Annotated in this window: 16 protein-coding genes; 6 read left to right on the forward strand and 10 right to left on the reverse strand. The window is 55.4% G+C overall.

Translation table 11 applies throughout. The features are described 5' to 3' along the window. The first annotated feature begins 1 nt into the window (after position 1). Complete coding sequence (locus tag NG653_RS06735) at positions 2–1411, forward strand: TolC family protein (protein WP_252740920.1); 1410 nt, start codon at positions 2–4, stop codon at positions 1409–1411. An 81-nt stretch (positions 1412–1492) separates the two neighbouring features. Continuing rightward, positions 1493–2131 carry a thioredoxin family protein gene (locus NG653_RS06740; RefSeq protein WP_252740921.1) on the forward strand — a complete coding sequence of 213 codons (639 nt, stop codon included), beginning with the start codon at positions 1493–1495 and terminating at the stop codon, positions 2129–2131. Here the strand turns inward: NG653_RS06740 and NG653_RS06745 are convergent. Genes NG653_RS06745 through NG653_RS06765 form a run of 5 tightly spaced genes read right to left on the reverse strand, consistent with a single transcriptional unit; the run spans position 2114 to position 5580 of the window. Next, positions 2114–2833 (reverse strand): hypothetical protein, encoded by a 720-nt coding sequence (locus NG653_RS06745; protein ID WP_252740922.1) that lies wholly within the window; start codon positions 2831–2833, stop codon positions 2114–2116. The genes NG653_RS06740 and NG653_RS06745 overlap by 18 nt on opposite strands. A gap of 34 nt (positions 2834–2867) precedes the next feature. After that, on the reverse strand, positions 2868–3602 hold the full coding sequence (truB, locus tag NG653_RS06750) for a tRNA pseudouridine(55) synthase TruB (RefSeq protein ID WP_252740923.1): 735 nt from the start codon (positions 3600–3602) through the stop codon (positions 2868–2870). Between the two features lie 22 nt (positions 3603–3624). Continuing rightward, positions 3625–4419 (reverse strand): undecaprenyl-diphosphate phosphatase, encoded by a 795-nt coding sequence (locus NG653_RS06755; protein WP_252740924.1) that lies wholly within the window; start codon positions 4417–4419, stop codon positions 3625–3627. Then, positions 4420–4692 (reverse strand): DUF3098 domain-containing protein, encoded by a 273-nt coding sequence (locus tag NG653_RS06760; RefSeq protein ID WP_252740925.1) that lies wholly within the window; start codon positions 4690–4692, stop codon positions 4420–4422. A 9-nt stretch (positions 4693–4701) separates the two neighbouring features. Beyond that, positions 4702–5580 (reverse strand): cell division protein FtsX, encoded by an 879-nt coding sequence (locus NG653_RS06765; protein ID WP_252740926.1) that lies wholly within the window; start codon positions 5578–5580, stop codon positions 4702–4704. A gap of 106 nt (positions 5581–5686) precedes the next feature. Between NG653_RS06765 and leuS the strand changes: the two genes are divergently transcribed. The 3 genes from leuS (at position 5687) to NG653_RS06780 (ending at position 10898) form a co-directional block, all read left to right on the forward strand. Beyond that, the gene (leuS, locus tag NG653_RS06770; protein WP_252740927.1) at positions 5687–8524 is read left to right on the forward strand and encodes a leucine--tRNA ligase; all 2838 of its coding nucleotides are present in this window, start codon (positions 5687–5689) and stop codon (positions 8522–8524) included. A gap of 470 nt (positions 8525–8994) precedes the next feature. Next, a complete protein-coding gene (gene ald, locus NG653_RS06775; RefSeq protein ID WP_252740928.1) occupies positions 8995–10098 on the forward strand; it encodes an alanine dehydrogenase in 1104 nt (367 codons plus the stop codon). A gap of 104 nt (positions 10099–10202) precedes the next feature. Next, positions 10203–10898, forward strand: coding sequence for a zinc metallopeptidase (locus NG653_RS06780; RefSeq protein WP_252740929.1), 696 nt, complete (start codon positions 10203–10205; stop codon positions 10896–10898). A gap of 16 nt (positions 10899–10914) precedes the next feature. Here the strand turns inward: NG653_RS06780 and NG653_RS06785 are convergent, their stop codons facing one another. Then, entirely contained in the window at positions 10915–11385 is a 471-nt protein-coding gene (locus NG653_RS06785) for an Lrp/AsnC ligand binding domain-containing protein (protein WP_252740930.1), read from the reverse strand. A 44-nt stretch (positions 11386–11429) separates the two neighbouring features. Beyond that, a complete protein-coding gene (locus tag NG653_RS06790) occupies positions 11430–12803 on the reverse strand; it encodes a saccharopine dehydrogenase family protein (protein WP_252740931.1) in 1374 nt (457 codons plus the stop codon). Positions 12804–12882: 79 nt separating this feature from the next. On the opposite strand from NG653_RS06790, the gene NG653_RS06795 reads away from it, so the two are divergent. Beyond that, a complete protein-coding gene (locus tag NG653_RS06795) occupies positions 12883–13284 on the forward strand; it encodes a DUF423 domain-containing protein (protein ID WP_252740932.1) in 402 nt (133 codons plus the stop codon). A 12-nt stretch (positions 13285–13296) separates the two neighbouring features. Here the strand turns inward: NG653_RS06795 and NG653_RS06800 are convergent, their stop codons facing one another. From NG653_RS06800 to NG653_RS06810, 3 genes are read right to left on the reverse strand one after another with little or no spacing between them, the layout of a single operon-like run. Continuing rightward, on the reverse strand, positions 13297–14043 hold the full coding sequence (locus NG653_RS06800) for a uroporphyrinogen-III synthase (protein WP_252740933.1): 747 nt from the start codon (positions 14041–14043) through the stop codon (positions 13297–13299). A 4-nt stretch (positions 14044–14047) separates the two neighbouring features. Next, positions 14048–14704, reverse strand: coding sequence for a DUF4271 domain-containing protein (locus tag NG653_RS06805; protein WP_252740934.1), 657 nt, complete (start codon positions 14702–14704; stop codon positions 14048–14050). Next, positions 14704–16368: an ArnT family glycosyltransferase gene (locus NG653_RS06810; protein WP_252740935.1), complete on the reverse strand. Its 1665-nt coding sequence runs from the start codon at positions 16366–16368 to the stop codon at positions 14704–14706. Before NG653_RS06810 ends, NG653_RS06805 begins: the two co-directional genes overlap by 1 nt. Positions 16369–16413: the final 45 nt, after the last annotated feature.

Here is a 16413-nt window from a genome sequence, read left to right on the forward strand (position 1 = left end):
AATGCGCTACTGGATATCCTTCCTGGTGACGGCGTGCCTTACCACGCAGCTTGCGGCCCAGGGGCCCGATAGCCTGGTGCTGGGGTTTCGCGAGTACCTGGCCCATGTGAAGCAATTCCATCCGGTGGCCCGGCAGGCCAACCTGGTCCTGGGGGTTGCGGAGGCCAACCTGCTGCAGTCCAGGGGGGGGTTCGACCCAAAGCTCGAGGTCGATTATGACCGGAAGGAATTCAAGGGCTCGGAGTATTACGACCGCCTGAATGCGACTTTCAAAATCCCCACCTGGTACGGGATTGAACTGAAGGGCCAGTTTGAGCAGAATGAAGGCGACTTTCTTAATCCCTCGGAAACGGTTCCCACCGATGGGCTATACAGCGCCGGGGTTTCCGTTTCGGTGGCCCGCGGGTTGTGGATCAACGAAAGGATGGCTACCCTGCGCAAGGCCAGGCTCTTTGCCAATCAGAGCCTTGCCGACCGGGACCTGCTGGTCAACCAGATCCTCTTCGATGCCGCCGGGGCGTATTTCCAGTGGTTACAGGCTTATAAGGACCAGCTGGTATTCAGCCAGTTCCTCGACAACGCACGCCTGCGGTTCGATGGGATCCGGCAGAGCGCCCTGGCGGGGGACCTGCCCGCTATCGACACCGTGGAAGCCAGGATTGCAGTACAAAACCGCGACCTGAGCCTGGAACAGGCGAAGGTGCGGCTCCGCAACGCGGCCCTGGAACTTTCTAATTTCCTTTGGCTCGAGGGCAATCTGCCCATTGAATTGCAGGAAGGGGTCATCCCCGAAGTGGATCCTTCCGGGGTGGTCGACCGCACCCTGGAGATCGAAGGGAAGCCCCTGGACAGTTTCGCCCTGGAGGCGCACCCTAAACTGCGATCCCTGGATTTCAAAATCCAGGGCCTGGAGGTAGACCGCAGGCTCAAAGTGAACCAACTCCTGCCCCAGATTGACCTGGAATACAACTTCTTAACGGAAACCCCTGAGTTCATCAATTCTTTTCAGACCCAGGAATACAAGGGGGGGGTGTCCTTCCGCATGCCCCTTTTCCTGAGGAAGGAACGGGGTGCCCTGAAGCTGGCTCGCTTCAAACTCAGGGACGCGGAATTCGAGAGGGACAATACGCGCCTGAGCATCCGGAACAAGGTATACGCCCTGTACAATGAGCTCGATTCCTTTGTGCGCCAGAATGAACTGATCGGGTCCATTGTGATCGACTATGACCGGTTGCTTTCCGCCGAGGAGCGGAAATTCAGTTTTGGCGAAAGCTCCCTTTTCCTGATCAATTCGCGGGAGCGGGCCCTGATCGATGCCAGGCTGAAGGCCAATGAGGTGCAAAACAAATACCTGATGGCCAAGGCGAAGCTGTTCCAGGCCCTGGCGATCAATCCCGATTTGGGCCAATAGGGGGTAGCGGAGAATCCGAAGGGGATGCTGTAAGGAATGCCGGCCCGGCCCTACTGAGAAGGTTCAAAAGCCAGAAGAACTATGCAAGCAAGGCAACCCGGGGAAAGTGTTGTGGAAACCGAAACCGAACTGATCCGGCAGGCTTTGGAAAAAAGCCTGGATTATCCCCGATACCGGGAACTGGTGGCCAGCCAGGCGAGGTCCGGGCGCACCTCCGGGCCGGTGCAGTCCGAATCCCTGATCCATTATACCCTGCTGAACCACCAGCGGATGAACCGTTGGGAGAAGAAAATCGAATTGCCGTCGCCGTTACGGGAGGAACTCCGCAGCCTGAGCGAACCCATTACCTGGCTGGTACTCACGGAGTCCTGGTGTGGCGACGCTGCCCCGGTTTTGCCGGTCATGGCTGCTTTTTCAAGGGCCGGCAAGAACCTGGAGCTCCGCATCGCTTTCCGGGACGAGAACCTGCCCCTTATGGACCGTTTCCTGACCGGCGGCTCGCGGGCCATCCCCAAACTCCTGGAAGTGCGCCCCGGAGATTACAGCGTTAGGGCCAGTTGGGGACCCCGACCCGCGGAACCCATGAGGATGGCTGACGCCCACAAAGCCCGTTATGGCACCCTGAGCCCCGAATTCAGGGAATCGCTGCAACGCTGGTACAACCAGGACAGGGGCAGGGCAATAATCGGGGAACTGGCTTCTCTACTTGGGTTGGAATAAATAGGTAATACTGCCCTTTTGCAATTGGCGGTCGGAAGGGCTGAAACGCGCCTGCATGGCGTAGGCCAGGGCGTTGTCTACCAGGCATCCGTTGCTGGTGCCTGAGCTTTTTGCATTAAAGTCTGCCTTGCTTACAAACCCCCGGGCATCCACTTCGATATTGATTACAACCTTGCCACCTTCAATACAGGTGTAAATGGGTGGGGGCAGACTGTAGGCATTGCGGTCAACCAGGTTGTAGCTGATGGAGGTCCTGCGGTCGGCCAGGGCGTTGGTATATTCCTTTTTTTCCTTATCCTTTTCCCCCAGGAGCTCCTTTTTTTCCTCCCTGAGTTGTGCCAGTTGCTTGAGGGATGAGGTGAATTCATCGGAGTCGAAATTTTCAGAGGGTTCCTCCCCCCCGGCTTCCTCCCGCTCGGCCAGGATTTCTTCCAGGGTTTTCAGGGGTTCCGGGGCCCCGTAACGGGGCTTGGCCGCTTCATTCAGGGCCATGTGCGATTTTATGGGGTCGCTTTCCCTGGCCTCCTGCTCCCGTTCTTCTTTTTCCAGCAGGGCTTCCAGTTCTTCGTCGGCAAGGCTCATTTCAATCACGTATTCCTCTTCCATACGGGTGCCCAGCCTGAGGTTGAACAGGGTAAGCACCACGATGCTCAGGGAGAGGAACGTGATCAGGGAAGCCAATTGGCTGCGACTCAAATTCATAAAGCTATAACCGCGTTTTTGCGGATTTATTTTATTAATCCCCTTCCCCGGACCCGGACGAGAAATTAAAACCGGCATCCCGGAATAACGCCCGGAACTGGTCAGGGGGTATTGCTTTATTTACGTCGTAGGGACCTATTTTGGTTCTTTTCAGAGCCGCCAGATACGCTCCCGACCCCAGCGCCCTGCCGAATTCATGGGCCAGGGAGCGGATATAGGTGCCCTTGCTGCACCGCACCCGGAAGTCGATTTCCGGAAGCGCCACCCGGGTGAGTTCAAATTCCGCAATGTGTACGGCCCTTTTCGGGATGTCCACCGGGGTCCCCTTCCGCGCGTATTCGTAGAGGCGCTTGCCCTCTTTTTTAAGGGCTGAGAACACCGGGGGCTGTTGCAGGATTTCCCCCGTAAAGGCTTTCACTGCAGCGTCCAGCAATTCCGGGGTGATGTGTTCCGTAGGGTAGGTGGCGTCCACCGGGGTTTCCAGGTCATAGGAAGGCGTGGTGGCCCCTAGGAAGAAGGTGCCGGTATACTCCTTTTCCATGCCTTGTAATTCAGGGATGGTCTTGGTGCTTTTCCCGGTGCAAATGATCAGCAGCCCGGTGGCTAGCGGATCGAGTGTTCCGGCATGCCCCACTTTGATTTTTTTCAGGGAAAGGGCCCTGCGCAGGGTCCATTTGACGGCATTGAGGGCCTGGAATGACGACCAGCCAAGGGGTTTGTCAATCAGCAGGGTTTGTCCTTCCAGAAAGGCATTCTTGGTCAATTCCAAGGCAAAGGGGGGTTAAGGGTTCCTAAAACCACAAGCCGGCGGCGATGGCCAACGAACCGGCTACCAAACAATATACGGCAAAAATTGTGAGCCGGCTGTTGCGCACCAGGCGGATCATCCACGTACAGGCGAGCAGCCCGGCCAGGAAGGCAGCGATAAAACCGGCCCCAAGGGCCGCGATGCTGTCGCTTTGGAAACTGAGTTCCCCGCTGAGGAGGTCTTTGGCTATTTTCCCAAGGATCAGGGGCACGACCATGAGGAACGAGAAGCGGGCAGCCTTTCTTTTATCGACGCCCAGCAGAACGGAGGTGGCAATGGTGGCCCCGCTGCGGGAGATCCCGGGCAAAACGGCAATGGCCTGGGCGACCCCGATGACCAGGGAATTCCAGAACGAAACGTTTTTATGGGTGTTTTTGGCCTGGTCTGCAAGGAAGAGCAACAGGGCGGTTACCAGGAGCATACTGCCCACAAGCATAATGTTCCCGGTAAAGAATACCTCCATTTCCTTTTCGAAAAACAGGCCGATGAGGGCGGCGGGGATCATGGAAATCACGATTTTCAGCGAGAACCGTGCCTCCTCATTGTCTTTGAAGGCAAAAAGGCCGCTCAGGATGGTCCAGACATCCCTTCGGTAGACCACCAGGGTGCTCAGGGCCGTGGCAAAATGGAGTACCACGGTAAACAGGAGGCTTTCTTCCGGGATGGAGGTGTCGCCCAAAAGGACCTTCCCCAATTCCAGGTGCCCGCTGGAGGAAACCGGCAGGAATTCGGTAAGCCCCTGTACAATGCCCAGAATAATGGCGTCGGTCAGTTCCAATTATCGGGATTTGTTCTTGCCGGGATTGGCCAAAATGGCGTAAACCTGAAGGCCCAGGCCGATCAGTACCAGGGTGGGGGCCAGCCGGATACGGCGAAAAGTAAAGATGTCGGGGCTGAAGACGTTGGGGTCTTCAGTGCCGCCGCCAGCCATCAGCAGGTATCCAAGGGCGATTAAAACCAGTCCTGCGAACATAAACAGGTAATTCCTGCGCTGGAAAATGAATTCCTTCTGGGGTTTGCCGGCCTGCAGGTCTTTGTTTTTCTTGCTCATGCTGCAAATTTAGTAATATAAATCGTCGGTGCGCAGGTTCAGGAAACGCTGGGTGGCAAAATAGGTGCTCACCAGGGAAATAAGGATGCCGAGCAGGAACACCCCCGAAAACACCGCGATCAGTTGGGCGGGGTCCTCTGTGAGGCCCAGTTGGGGGAAATTCCGGTTTAGGTAGAACAACAACCCGGCCAGGGAGAGCAGCGCCACGATCGCCCCGAGCATGCCCAGTTTTATGTTCGTCCAGATAAACGGCCGGCGGATGAAGGATTTGGTCGCCCCCACCATTTGCATGGTCTTGATGATAAAGCGCTTGGAATAAATCGAAAGCCGAATGGAGCTGTTGATCAGCAGGAAGGCGATTAGGGTGAACACCCCGGAAGCGACCAGGATACCGATCCCAACCCGTTTTACGTTTTCGGTGAGCAGTTCCAGGGTGGGCCGGTCGTAGCTGACCTCTTCCACAAAAGATCGGGACGCGAGGTCGGTGGCGATGGAATCGACCTGGGCCGTGCTGACAAACCCGGCATTCAGGTTCACGTCAATGGAGTTTTTCAGGGGGTTGTAGCCCAGGAATTCCATGAAATCCTCCCCGATGTCTTCGCTGTGCCGGCTGGCAGCTTCCTCCTTGGAGACGAAGACTGCCGATTTGGTATATTCGGCCATGACCAGGCTTTTCTGGAGCTGGTCGATTTCCACCTCGCGGGCCGAATCTTTCAGGAAGACGGAAAGGGTGATCTGTTCCTTGAAATGGTTGGCCAGTTTCTGGGTGTTAAGCACCAGCAATCCGAGTACCCCGAGCAGGAAAAGGACCAGCGCAATGCTCAGGGTAACGGAAAAATAAGAGGATATCAGTTTGCGCTTTTGGAAGCGTTCAAAGGACTTGCTCATAACCGCACTAAGGATATGTAAAAATAGGAAAGTAAATGGATTCCACTTATTTTTGCGCGGAATAAACCCCTGGGGCCTCCAGCCCCGTCATTTTTAGCCGTAGCACATGCAGTACGATTTCAGGCGAATTGAAGCCAGGTGGCAGAAGTATTGGGCCGAACACAAAACCTTCAGGGCCGAATTCCCGTCGGACAGGCCTAAGTTTTATGTACTCGACATGTTCCCGTATCCCTCGGGGGCCGGCCTGCACGTGGGCCATCCCCTGGGATATATCGCCAGTGACATCTATGCGCGCTATAAAAGGCATAAGGGGTATAACGTATTGCATCCCATGGGCTACGATTCCTTTGGGTTGCCGGCGGAACAGTATGCCATCCAGACCGGGCAACACCCGGCCATTACAACCCGGGCCAATATCTCCCGGTACCGGGAGCAGCTCGATCAGATCGGCTTTTCCTTCGACTGGGAGCGGGAGGTCCGCACCTCCGACCCCTCGTATTATCGCTGGACCCAATGGGTATTTATGCAGCTTTTTGGCTCCTGGTACAACAAGCAGGCAGACCGGGCAGAACCTGTGGAGACCCTGGTAGCCCTATTCGAGGCTGGGGGGAATACAGGGGTTCAGGCAGCATGTGATGAAGACACCCCCTCATTTAGCGCTGCCGGGTGGAAGGCCTTTACCCGGGAAGAGAAAGAGCGCATATTGCTGAAATACCGCCTGACGTACCTGGCCGATACGGAGGTAAACTGGTGCCCTGCCCTGGGCACCGTCCTGGCAAACGATGAAATCGTAAACGGGGTATCGGAGCGGGGAGGCCACCCGGTGGTTAGGAAAAAGATGACCCAGTGGAGCATGCGGATCACCGCCTACGCCCAGCGCCTGCTGGACGGGTTGCAGAAAGTAGACTGGCCCCAACCCCTGAAGGATGCCCAGGCCAATTGGATCGGACGTTCCGTGGGGGCTTCAGTGGTATTTCATACCCAACCCTCTGCAGACCAGCCGGAATCCTTTCCCATAGAAGTATTTACCACCCGGCCCGATACGATTTTTGGGGTGAGTTTTATGACCCTCGCCCCCGAGCACGGACTGGTACCCAAAATCACCACCCCCGACCAGAAGGAAGAAGTGGAGGCCTACGTGGAAGCTACCGCCCGGCGGTCGGAAAGGGACCGCCTTGCCGATGTGAAACGGATTACCGGGGTGTTTACCGGATCTTACGCCGAACACCCCTTTACCGGGGAACGAATCCCCATCTGGATAGGAGATTACGTTTTGGCGGGATATGGGACCGGGGCGGTAATGGCAGTGCCCTGTGGCGACCAGCGCGATTTTGATTTTGCCCGGCATTTCGGGATCCCCATCCCCAATATTTTCGAGGGGGTATCCGTGGAGGAGCAGGCCTTTGAAGACAAGGCCTCTGCCATCATCGCCAATTCCGGGTTTATCAGCGGGCTCGGGCAGAAGGAAGCCAGCCAGAAAGTGATTGAAGCCCTTGAGGAGAAGGGGCAGGGCAAAGGCAAGGTCAATTTCCGGCTGCGGGATGCCGTTTTCAGCCGGCAGCGGTATTGGGGGGAACCGTTCCCCGTCTATTACGATGCGCAGGGGTTGCCCTGCCTGCTCCCCGAACATTGCCTGCCCCTCGAGCTGCCGGAAGTGGAAAAATACCTCCCCACCGAAACCGGGGAACCCCCTTTGGGGAATGCCACCCGCTGGGCCTGGGATACCCGGCGGGAGGAGGTCGTGGCCAATGAACAGATCGATTTCAAGAACGTATTTCCCCTGGAACTGAACACCATGCCCGGTTGGGCGGGAAGCTCCCAGTACTTTAACCGCTACATGGACCCGGGCAACGACCGTGCCCTGGTCTCCCGGGAGGCTATCCAGTACTGGCAGGATGTGGACCTCTATATCGGGGGAAGCGAGCATGCCACGGGGCATCTGCTTTACTCCCGTTTCTGGCAGCATTTTATGTTTGATCGCGGGTGGGTACCGACAGAGGAATATGCCCGCAAATTGATCAACCAGGGGATGATCCTGGGGACCAGTGCCATTGTGTACCGCAAGAGCGGTACGGACCAGTACCTGAGTAAAGGCCTGGTGGGCGACACCCCGGTTGAGGAAATACACGTGGACGTAAACCTGGTCAATGCCGCCGATGAACTGGACCTGGAAAAACTCCGCGCCTGGCAACCGCAATACAAGACTGCTGAATTTATTCTTGAAAATGGCAGGTTTATCGTTGGGCGGGAGGTCGAGAAGATGTCAAAACGCTGGTTCAACGTGGTGAACCCCGACCAGGTCTGTGAGGAGTACGGGGCCGATTCCCTCCGCCTGTATGAAATGTTCCTGGGGCCGCTTGAGCAGTCAAAACCCTGGAATACGGCGGGGATTACCGGGGTCCACGGATTCCTGAGAAAGCTCTGGAAACTATACCACCAGGGGCCCGACTACCGTTTTGAGGTGCTCGATGGCCCCCCGTCTGCGGAGAACCTGAAATCGCTGCATAAAGCGATCCGTAAGGTCACCGAAGATATTGAGGCCTTCTCTTTCAACACTTCGGTCTCCACCTTCATGATCTGCGTAAATGAGCTGACTGCCCAACAGTGCCGCAACCGCGCTATCCTGGAGTCCCTGGCCATTTTGGTAGCCCCTTACGCCCCGCACATTGCGGAGGAATTATGGGAAAAGCTCGGTCATACCGGGTCCATATCCCATGCCCCCTATCCGGAATTCGAAGCGCGCTACCTGGTGGAAAACACCAAGGAATACCCTGTTTCCTTTAACGGGAAGACGCGGTTTACCCTGGAGTTGCCCCTGGACCTGAGTCGGGAGGAAATTGAAAAGGCCGTTATGGGGCATGAAAAAACCCGGCACCACCTCGAGGGCCGGGCTCCCAAAAAAGTGATCGTCGTTCCCGGGAAAATCGTCAATATCGTATCCTGACGGGAGGTTTCGGGGTACAGGGTTGCAGCATACAGGGTTTTCAGGCCTTTCAGCCTTTGGGCCGCAGGCCCTAAAACCGTTAGGGGGTACAACCCCCACCCTCCCCGTCATTCAAGGTATAGCACCCCCCTGCACCGCCCTGGCAGGTTCAATTTTTTTTATTCCCTGCACCCTGGGAAACCGCCAATTTTCCTGTTGTCAACCTTTTTTGGTTAAGCCCCTTGTTCCGGGTTGCCCTGCCGTTGTCCCCGACCCTGTTTTGGAACCCATATCGGGCAATTACCCCCTGAGGGGTTACTGCCATGGTTGGATCCTGTTGGACAGAAAATAAAAAAAACCTATACCCCCCTATAAAAAAGGGGTATACAACGAATAAAGTGATAAAAACAAAGAAACACCCCCTAAAAAAGAAATCTATTACACTGAAAAAACTAATTTAGCGCATCATTAACCCAATAACAGGAAAACTCATGGAAATTGGCATTCCAAAAGAAATCAAGAATAACGAAAGCCGGGTGGGCATGACGCCTGCGGGGGTACTGGAACTTACCCACAGGGGGCATACGGTATTTGTCCAATCCGGTGCGGGCCTTGGCAGCGGGTTCCCCGATGAGGAGTACAAAAAAGTAGGGGCGCGCATCCTCGACACCATCGGCCAGGTATATTCCATGAGTGAAATGATTGTAAAGGTAAAGGAGCCTATAAAAGAAGAGTATGGCATGGTCCAGAAAGGACAGGTGATCTTCACCTATTTCCATTTTGCATCCAGCGAACGGCTGACCCAGGCCATGATTGACAGCCGGGCTGTTTGCCTGGCCTATGAGACGGTGGAGGATGAAGACGGCTCCCTGCCCTTGCTCACCCCCATGTCGGAGGTTGCCGGGCGCATGGCCATCCAGCAGGGGGCCAAGTATCTGGAAAAGCCCGTAAAGGGGCGGGGGGTTCTCCTCGGGGGGGTCCCCGGGGTACCTCCGGGAAGGGTCCTGGTCCTGGGTGCGGGCACCGTTGGGATACAGGCTGCCAAGATGGCTGCCGGCCTGGGCGCCCATGTCACCATCCTCGATGTGAACATGAAGCGGTTGCGCTATGTGAATGACGTCATGCCCAGCCACGTGGTGACCGAATTCTCCAGCGAATACAATATCCGCAAACACGTGCGGTCCCACGACCTGATCGTTGGGGGTGTCCTCCTTAAAGGCGGTAAGGCCCCCAAGCTGATCACGCGCGACATGCTGAAGACCATGAGGCCCGGGACCGTCATTGTGGATGTGGCCGTCGACCAGGGGGGCTGCGTGGAAACCACCCGCCCGACCACCCATGAAAACCCCACGTACCTCATTGACGATGTGGTGCATTATTGTGTGGCCAACATGCCCGGGGCTGTTCCCTATACCTCTACCATGGCCCTGACCAACGTCACCCTCCCCTATGTGCTGAGTCTTGCTGACAAAGGGTGGGAGCGGGCCTGCCGGGAGGATGCTTCCCTGCAGAAGGGGCTGAACATTGTGAAAGGGGAGATTGTTTACGAGGAACTCCTGGAGGCCTTTGGCCCGCTGAAAGCCGCCACTGCCTGATTTTCGGCCTGGTCCCTGTCAGTTTTGCAGGGGAATGCCGTCCTGTTCGTTATGGCCGGATTTTTGATGCAAATACGGTATCTTTAATTCCAAAAAAGAACGACATGACAGGATATTATATACTCATTGGAGGGATCGCCCTGATAAGCTGGCTGGTAAGTGCCCGCCTGAAGAGCAAGTTCCAGCACTATTCCAAGGTGCATCTCCAAAACGGCATGAGCGGGGCGGAGATTGCCCGAAAAATGCTGCAGGACCACGGGATTACCGACGTAGAGGTAGTACATACCCCGGGCATGCTTACAGACCATTACAACCCGCAGAAAAAGACGGTGAACCTCAGTGAAGGGGTCTATCACCAGCGGAATGCCGCTGCGGCCGCGGTGGCAGCCCACGAATGCGGCCATGCCGTGCAACACGCCCAGGCATACCAGTGGCTTACCATGCGTTCCAAACTGGTGCCCGTGGTAAGTGTGACTTCAGGGATGTCGATGTGGCTGGTTTTCGGAGGGCTGGTCCTTGGGGCCGCTGCCGGGATGGGGATGGGATACTGGATTGCCGTGGCCGGCCTTGCAATGATGGCGCTGGCTACCCTGTTCAGCTTCATAACCCTTCCGGTGGAGTACGATGCAAGCAACCGGGCCCTGGCCTGGTTGAAAAACCGCAACATGGTTACTTCCCAGGAATATAAGGGGAGCGAAGATGCCCTGAAATGGGCTGCCCGGACTTACCTGGTTGCCGCCATAGGCGCACTTGCCACCCTGGTATACTGGGGTCTGCAGGTTTTTGGCAGCAGGGACTAAGGCCCGGGTCCGGGACTCAGACCTGGATTTGCCGGTCGATTTGCTGATCCAGCGAAATGAAGGTTTCCGTTCGGGAAACCCCTTCGATTTGCTGGATTTTTTTATTCAGCAATTGCATCAGGTGTTCGTTGTCCTGGCAGAGGACCTTGACCAGAATAGACCAGTTGCCCGTGGTGTAGTGGCACTCCAGGACCTCGGGGATTTTTTCCAGTTCCTTTACCGCATACGGATTGCTCATGGCCTTGTCGAGGTAGATCCCGATGTAGGCCATGGTGGTAAACCCCAGGGCCCTGGGGTTGATCACGAACTTAGACCCTGCCAGAAGGCCCGACTTTTCAAGCTTTCTGAGGCGCTGGTGGATGGCTGCCCCGGAAATCCCTATTTTCCGGGCAATCTCCAAGATGGGCGTACGGGCGTCCGCCATCAGGAAGCGCAGGATTTTCTTGTCGATCCCGTCAATCTGGACCGCTTTTGAGTTCGTTTTCATCCCTGTTTCAGGTTTAAGGCTAAAGATACTACAATTCCATAAGGCTAGTTCCCCACGGAATCGGGGTTGTATCCGAGGTAGGGGACTTCATATTCCCTGAAACCGATGCCATACGATTCCAGGGTTTTCAGGCAGGGTTCGTAGATTTCACGCCTGATGGGGATTTGGACCCCCGGGGTCCGGACCTTTCCATTGAGGATGAGCAGGGTGCCAATGGCCACGGGCAACCCAACGGTTTTTGACATGGCGGTATGCCTGGCAGATTCCCCAAGGACGACCATATTGGAGTCCAGTTGGTGCTTTTCCCCATCCTTTTCATAGCCGAATTTATGGTACATCACAATCATGTCACGGTCCTCGGGGCCGAGTCTCCAGCTTTCTTCTAGGATTTCCTGCAGGAGTTGCGCCGGGGTTCCGTTTTCAGTCTTGAGTTTGCTTTTGGGGTCAAAAAGGTTGATTTCCAACAGTTTTCCCCAGAGGACATCGTCCTGGTCGATTTTCAGGTAATGCCTGAGTTTCAGCTCCACGGAATCCGTGGGGGAGTACGGCAGGAACAAATTGGTAAAATCGCGGTACGACATCCCCTTTGAATTTTCAATCCTGTAGGTGTCATCGGTCATCCCCAGCTGCACAAAGATGTTCCAGGCCCGTGAAAAGCCCACCCGCCGCATGGTCCCGCGGTAAAGGGTAAGGGTGTCCTGCAGCCCGTAAGCTTCTCGATAGCTCAGGGAGTCGCGGTTGGCATAGACTTCGAAAGTCCCGTAGCCTTCGATTTCCAGGAATTCCGTCCTCCGGAAGAGTTTGTGGTATGGGATGTACTTGTAGGTGCCTTCCTGAATGAATTTTGCCGCGCCCCCCTGCCCGGCAACCACCACGTTTCTGGGGTTCCAGGTAAACTTGTAGTTCCACAGGTTCGTGTCGCTTTCAGGAGAAAGCAACCCCCCGGTAAAGGACTCAAACAGCAGCATCCGGCCCCCTGAAGCCTTGATCCGGTCGATCAACTGCATGGCGCTCATATGGTCGATTCCCGGGTCGAGGCCAATCTCATTCATAAAAACCAGACCTTTTTCCCGAACGGCCGCATCGAGTTGCCTCATCCCTTCGCTGATATAGGAGGCAGTCACCAGGTTTTTCCCGTAATGCAGGCAGTCCTTGGCCACTTCAAGGTGCAGCGACGGGGGCAACATGGAGACCACGATATCAGCCTGTTCCACCCGGGACCTCCGGGCAACCTCATCCGCAATGTCGAGGGCGGTCACCTCGGCCCGCGGGTGCTTTTGGACCTCCATGGGGATGGCCTGTGGATTCTTGTCGGCAATGGTGATCAGCAGGTCTTCCTCTGCAGCGTGTTCCAGGAAATAATCCAGAAGGTAAGACGTGGATTTTCCGGCTCCTACAACCAGGATGCGTCGGGCCATAGTTTGTGCGTATCGTTTGGGTTAGGCTTTACGAAGGTATCAAAATGTTACATTTGCATGAAATACACCCTTTTTAGTTATGAACAAAACATTTTTGGGATGTGGTGCTGCCCTGGGCTTGCTGGCCGTCATCTTGGGTGCCCTGGGCGCTCATGCGCTGAAAGCCCATCTGGGGGCGGCAGCCCTGGAGTCTTTCCGAACGGGGGTGGCTTATCAGATGTACCATGCCTTATTCCTGCTTCTCCTGGGGGGGTCAGGGCGGCTGGGTGAACTGGCCGGAAAGGCTGTTGGGTATCTGGTGCTCAGCGGAATCCTCCTCTTCTCTTTTTCCATTTATGCCCTCACCCTTGCCCCTTTGGCAGGGATGGATCTCGGAGCCATTGGATGGGTTACCCCGCTGGGGGGCCTGCTGATGATCAGCGGATGGTCACTGCTGATTTATCGCGTTATTCGTTCCCCGCGAAAGCAAGAAATCCGATGAGGGGGAATGCCCCTACTTTTTATTTACGCTATTGATGTATTTCTGGAGGGCCATGGTCATTGAGGGGGTCTCCGGAGTGGGCGCCTTGATGTCTATCCGCAACCCGGCGTCCGTGGCGGCCTTGATGGTGGAATTCCCGAAGACGGCGATGCGTGTTTCGTTCTGCTTGAAATCGGGAAAGTTTTTCAGCAACGACTCAATCCCTGCCGGGCTGAAGAAAACCAGCACGTCGTAATAAACGTGGCGCAGGTCTGAAAGGTCGCTGATCACCGTTTTATAGAAAACACCCCGGGTCCAGTTGATCCCGGCTTCGTCCAAAGTTTCGGGCACCTGGGGTTTCAGCACGTCGGAGGAAGGCAACAGGTACACTTCGTCCTTGTATTTTTTGAACAGGGTGGTCAGGTCGGGAAAGTTCCTTTTGCCCACATAGATTTTGCGTTTCCGGTAAACGACATATTTCTGGAGGTAGAAGGCCACTGCTTCGGACTGGCAGAAGTATTTCATGGTGTCGGGCACCTTGAACCGCATTTCCTCCGCAATGCGGAAAAAATGGTCCACCGAGTTACGGCTGGTCAGGATAATGGCGGTAAACCTGGAAAGATCTATTTTTTGCTGTCGGACGGTTTTTGCATCTACCCCTTCCACATGAATGAATGGCCTGAAGTCCACTTTCACCTTCTCCTTCTCGATGAGCCGGGAGTAGGGGCTGTTCTCCATTTTTGGTTCTGGCTGGGAGACCAGAATCGTCTTTACCTTCATAAAATCAATCTTTTAGCAAGTATGCAATGATCAGAAAGGGAGCCATTTCAAGTGCGCAAAGGTACAAAATAAAATAGAAAAAATAGGAGCTGATCAACTTTTGATGGATTTTCAGAATGCCTGCCCAACCGATCAAATTGATGAGCAGAATTAAGAAAAGGCTTATGAAAACGACAGGTTTTGAAGCCGGGAAAACATAGGCGAGTATCAGGTTGGCCCCAAACATCACCAGGCTGCTGTAGTTCAGGTAGGTCATTTTCTTGTAGATCAGCCCTGCCGTGAGGCTTTCAATATCGAAGAGGAGGCCGACCAGCAGTTGCAGGCCCACTTTCACCAGGAAAAAGGCCAGCAGGCCCCCGATGGTAAGCAACAGCAGGGCGGCATTTGACACCGGCGGGGCTTCCGGGAAGGCCGGGAAGGCAAGCAGCAGGAACAGGCCGAGGTTTAGCAGCAGGAACAGGCTCTGGACAAGGTGGAACCCGTGCAGCAGCCGCCCCTTTTTATTGTAGAGGAAAATGTATTTGTTGTTGAAAGGCAAAATGATAAAGCTAAGGAACCGACCTTCGAACATGCTTTTTGCAAAGACCAGGCACAGCAGGCTCAACAGGAAGACCACCGTGATCCAGTCGTTTGAGTTGACGCTTCGCTCCAGGACTTCCATCAGGGTTTCATGGGTTGTGCAGATCCGTTAAGTCCCCAGGGGAGCCCGTATTCAGAAATAACGGCACGGGCAAAGACCGGGGCTTCCCCGCCCGGGGGCGGCAGGTGGATGTTCAGGAACAGGGTGTCACCGGGGTGTACCAGGCCCGTTTCCGCCGGGGCCTTCTCCTGTAGCGGTCGTATTTCATTAAGGCGTTTGTATGCATCGAGATACCCCACGCCAAACCTCAGCCCCGTCAGGTCAACATCGCGGTCATAAGGGTTGTGGACCCAGAAGGTGTAGTCCTTCCCCGCCTCCAGGGGAAGTGGGCTGGCAAAGCCGGCTTCCAGCTTCCGGAGCGACGCAAAAGGCGAGATAAAGAACCCGTAGCGTTTTTCGCCTTCGGCATCCAGGTAGTGGAATGGGGTTTGCTTTCGTGTCCTGGGGACATAAAAAATTTGCTTTCCCTGTACCCTGGATTCCGAGTCGTCAATGGAATACTGGTTCTTCCGGTAATAGGCGTTGTTCAGGGAAATGGCTGGTTTCCCGGAATAAAAGGAATACATGGAGGCGTTCCTGTAGGAGTTCTCAAAAACCACAGGGGCGTCCCCGGCCACGGCGGCCAGGTTTGCCGTCCACCGCTTGTTCCCATGGGTTTCAAAGCGCACGGGGAAAAGGGGTTCATACATGAGCCCAACCCGTAGGCCAAACAGGATTACCAGGTTCGCCAGCCCGGCGCGCCAGAGCCATTTTCGTGTCCCGGGGTCATCTATAAGCTTCTGGAAGACCAGGACGGCGACCGGTATGCAAATGACAATGAGCCACTGGGTCTGCACCCTGCGCTGAAAACTGGAGAGGAAGAAAAACAGCAGGACCCCCAGGGCAACAAACCAGAGGGCGCGTTCGAAGCGGTCGCCGGGGCGGAAGCGAAACACGGTTCGGCTTACCCAGGGGAAGGTGAGCCCGAAAAGGGCCAGCAGGTTCAGCAAAAAGCCCAGGGTAAATTTGGTAAAGCGGTAGGGCTGGTTCGGTCGCTCAAAAAGGTGGAAACGAATCGAAATAAAATCATACTCGTAAAGCCAAACCAGGTGTGGGGCGTAACACAGGAGGGAGACTGCCAGGGCAACCCATGCAAACCGGTTTTTCAACAGGCTCAGGTTCGAGAGCAAAACGAAGAGGATGACCAGGGCGGCGTGGTACTTGCTGTACATCAATGAAGCCATAACCACCCCAAGTGCAATGGCAATCGCATATCCCGGCCGCTGAAGGAAGTTTCGGTAGAGCAACAGGAACAGCGCGGTAAAGAACAGCAGGGGGGTGTCCGGAAGGCTCAGGAAGCCATAGGCATGCATCAGGGGGATGGACCCGGTCCAGACCAGGAACTCCTTCCAGAATCCCGTTTTTTCCGCGCGGTTGGTCATGGCCCAGATCAGCAGCAGGGTCCCGATCCCCATCAGGCAACCGACCAACCGTACCCCGAGTTCATTGTTGAAGAGCGATAGCCCGGGGCCGATCATCCAGGCTACCATGGGGGGGTGGTCAAAATACCCCCAGTCGGGGCTTTGGGCGTAGTACCAATAATACGCTTCGTCGTACAGGAGTTCGGTAAAAAAGGCCTGTGCCAGGTTCACCAGAAACAGAGCCCCCAACAATAGGATCAATGGCCTGGGAAAGGAAGTTTTCATTGGCATTGGCATGGCACCAAAGGTACAAATAAGGGGGTTGATTAA

Source organism: Robiginitalea marina (genome assembly GCF_024006985.1).
In the GTDB taxonomy this organism is placed as follows: Bacteria; Bacteroidota; Bacteroidia; order Flavobacteriales; family Flavobacteriaceae; genus Robiginitalea; species Robiginitalea marina.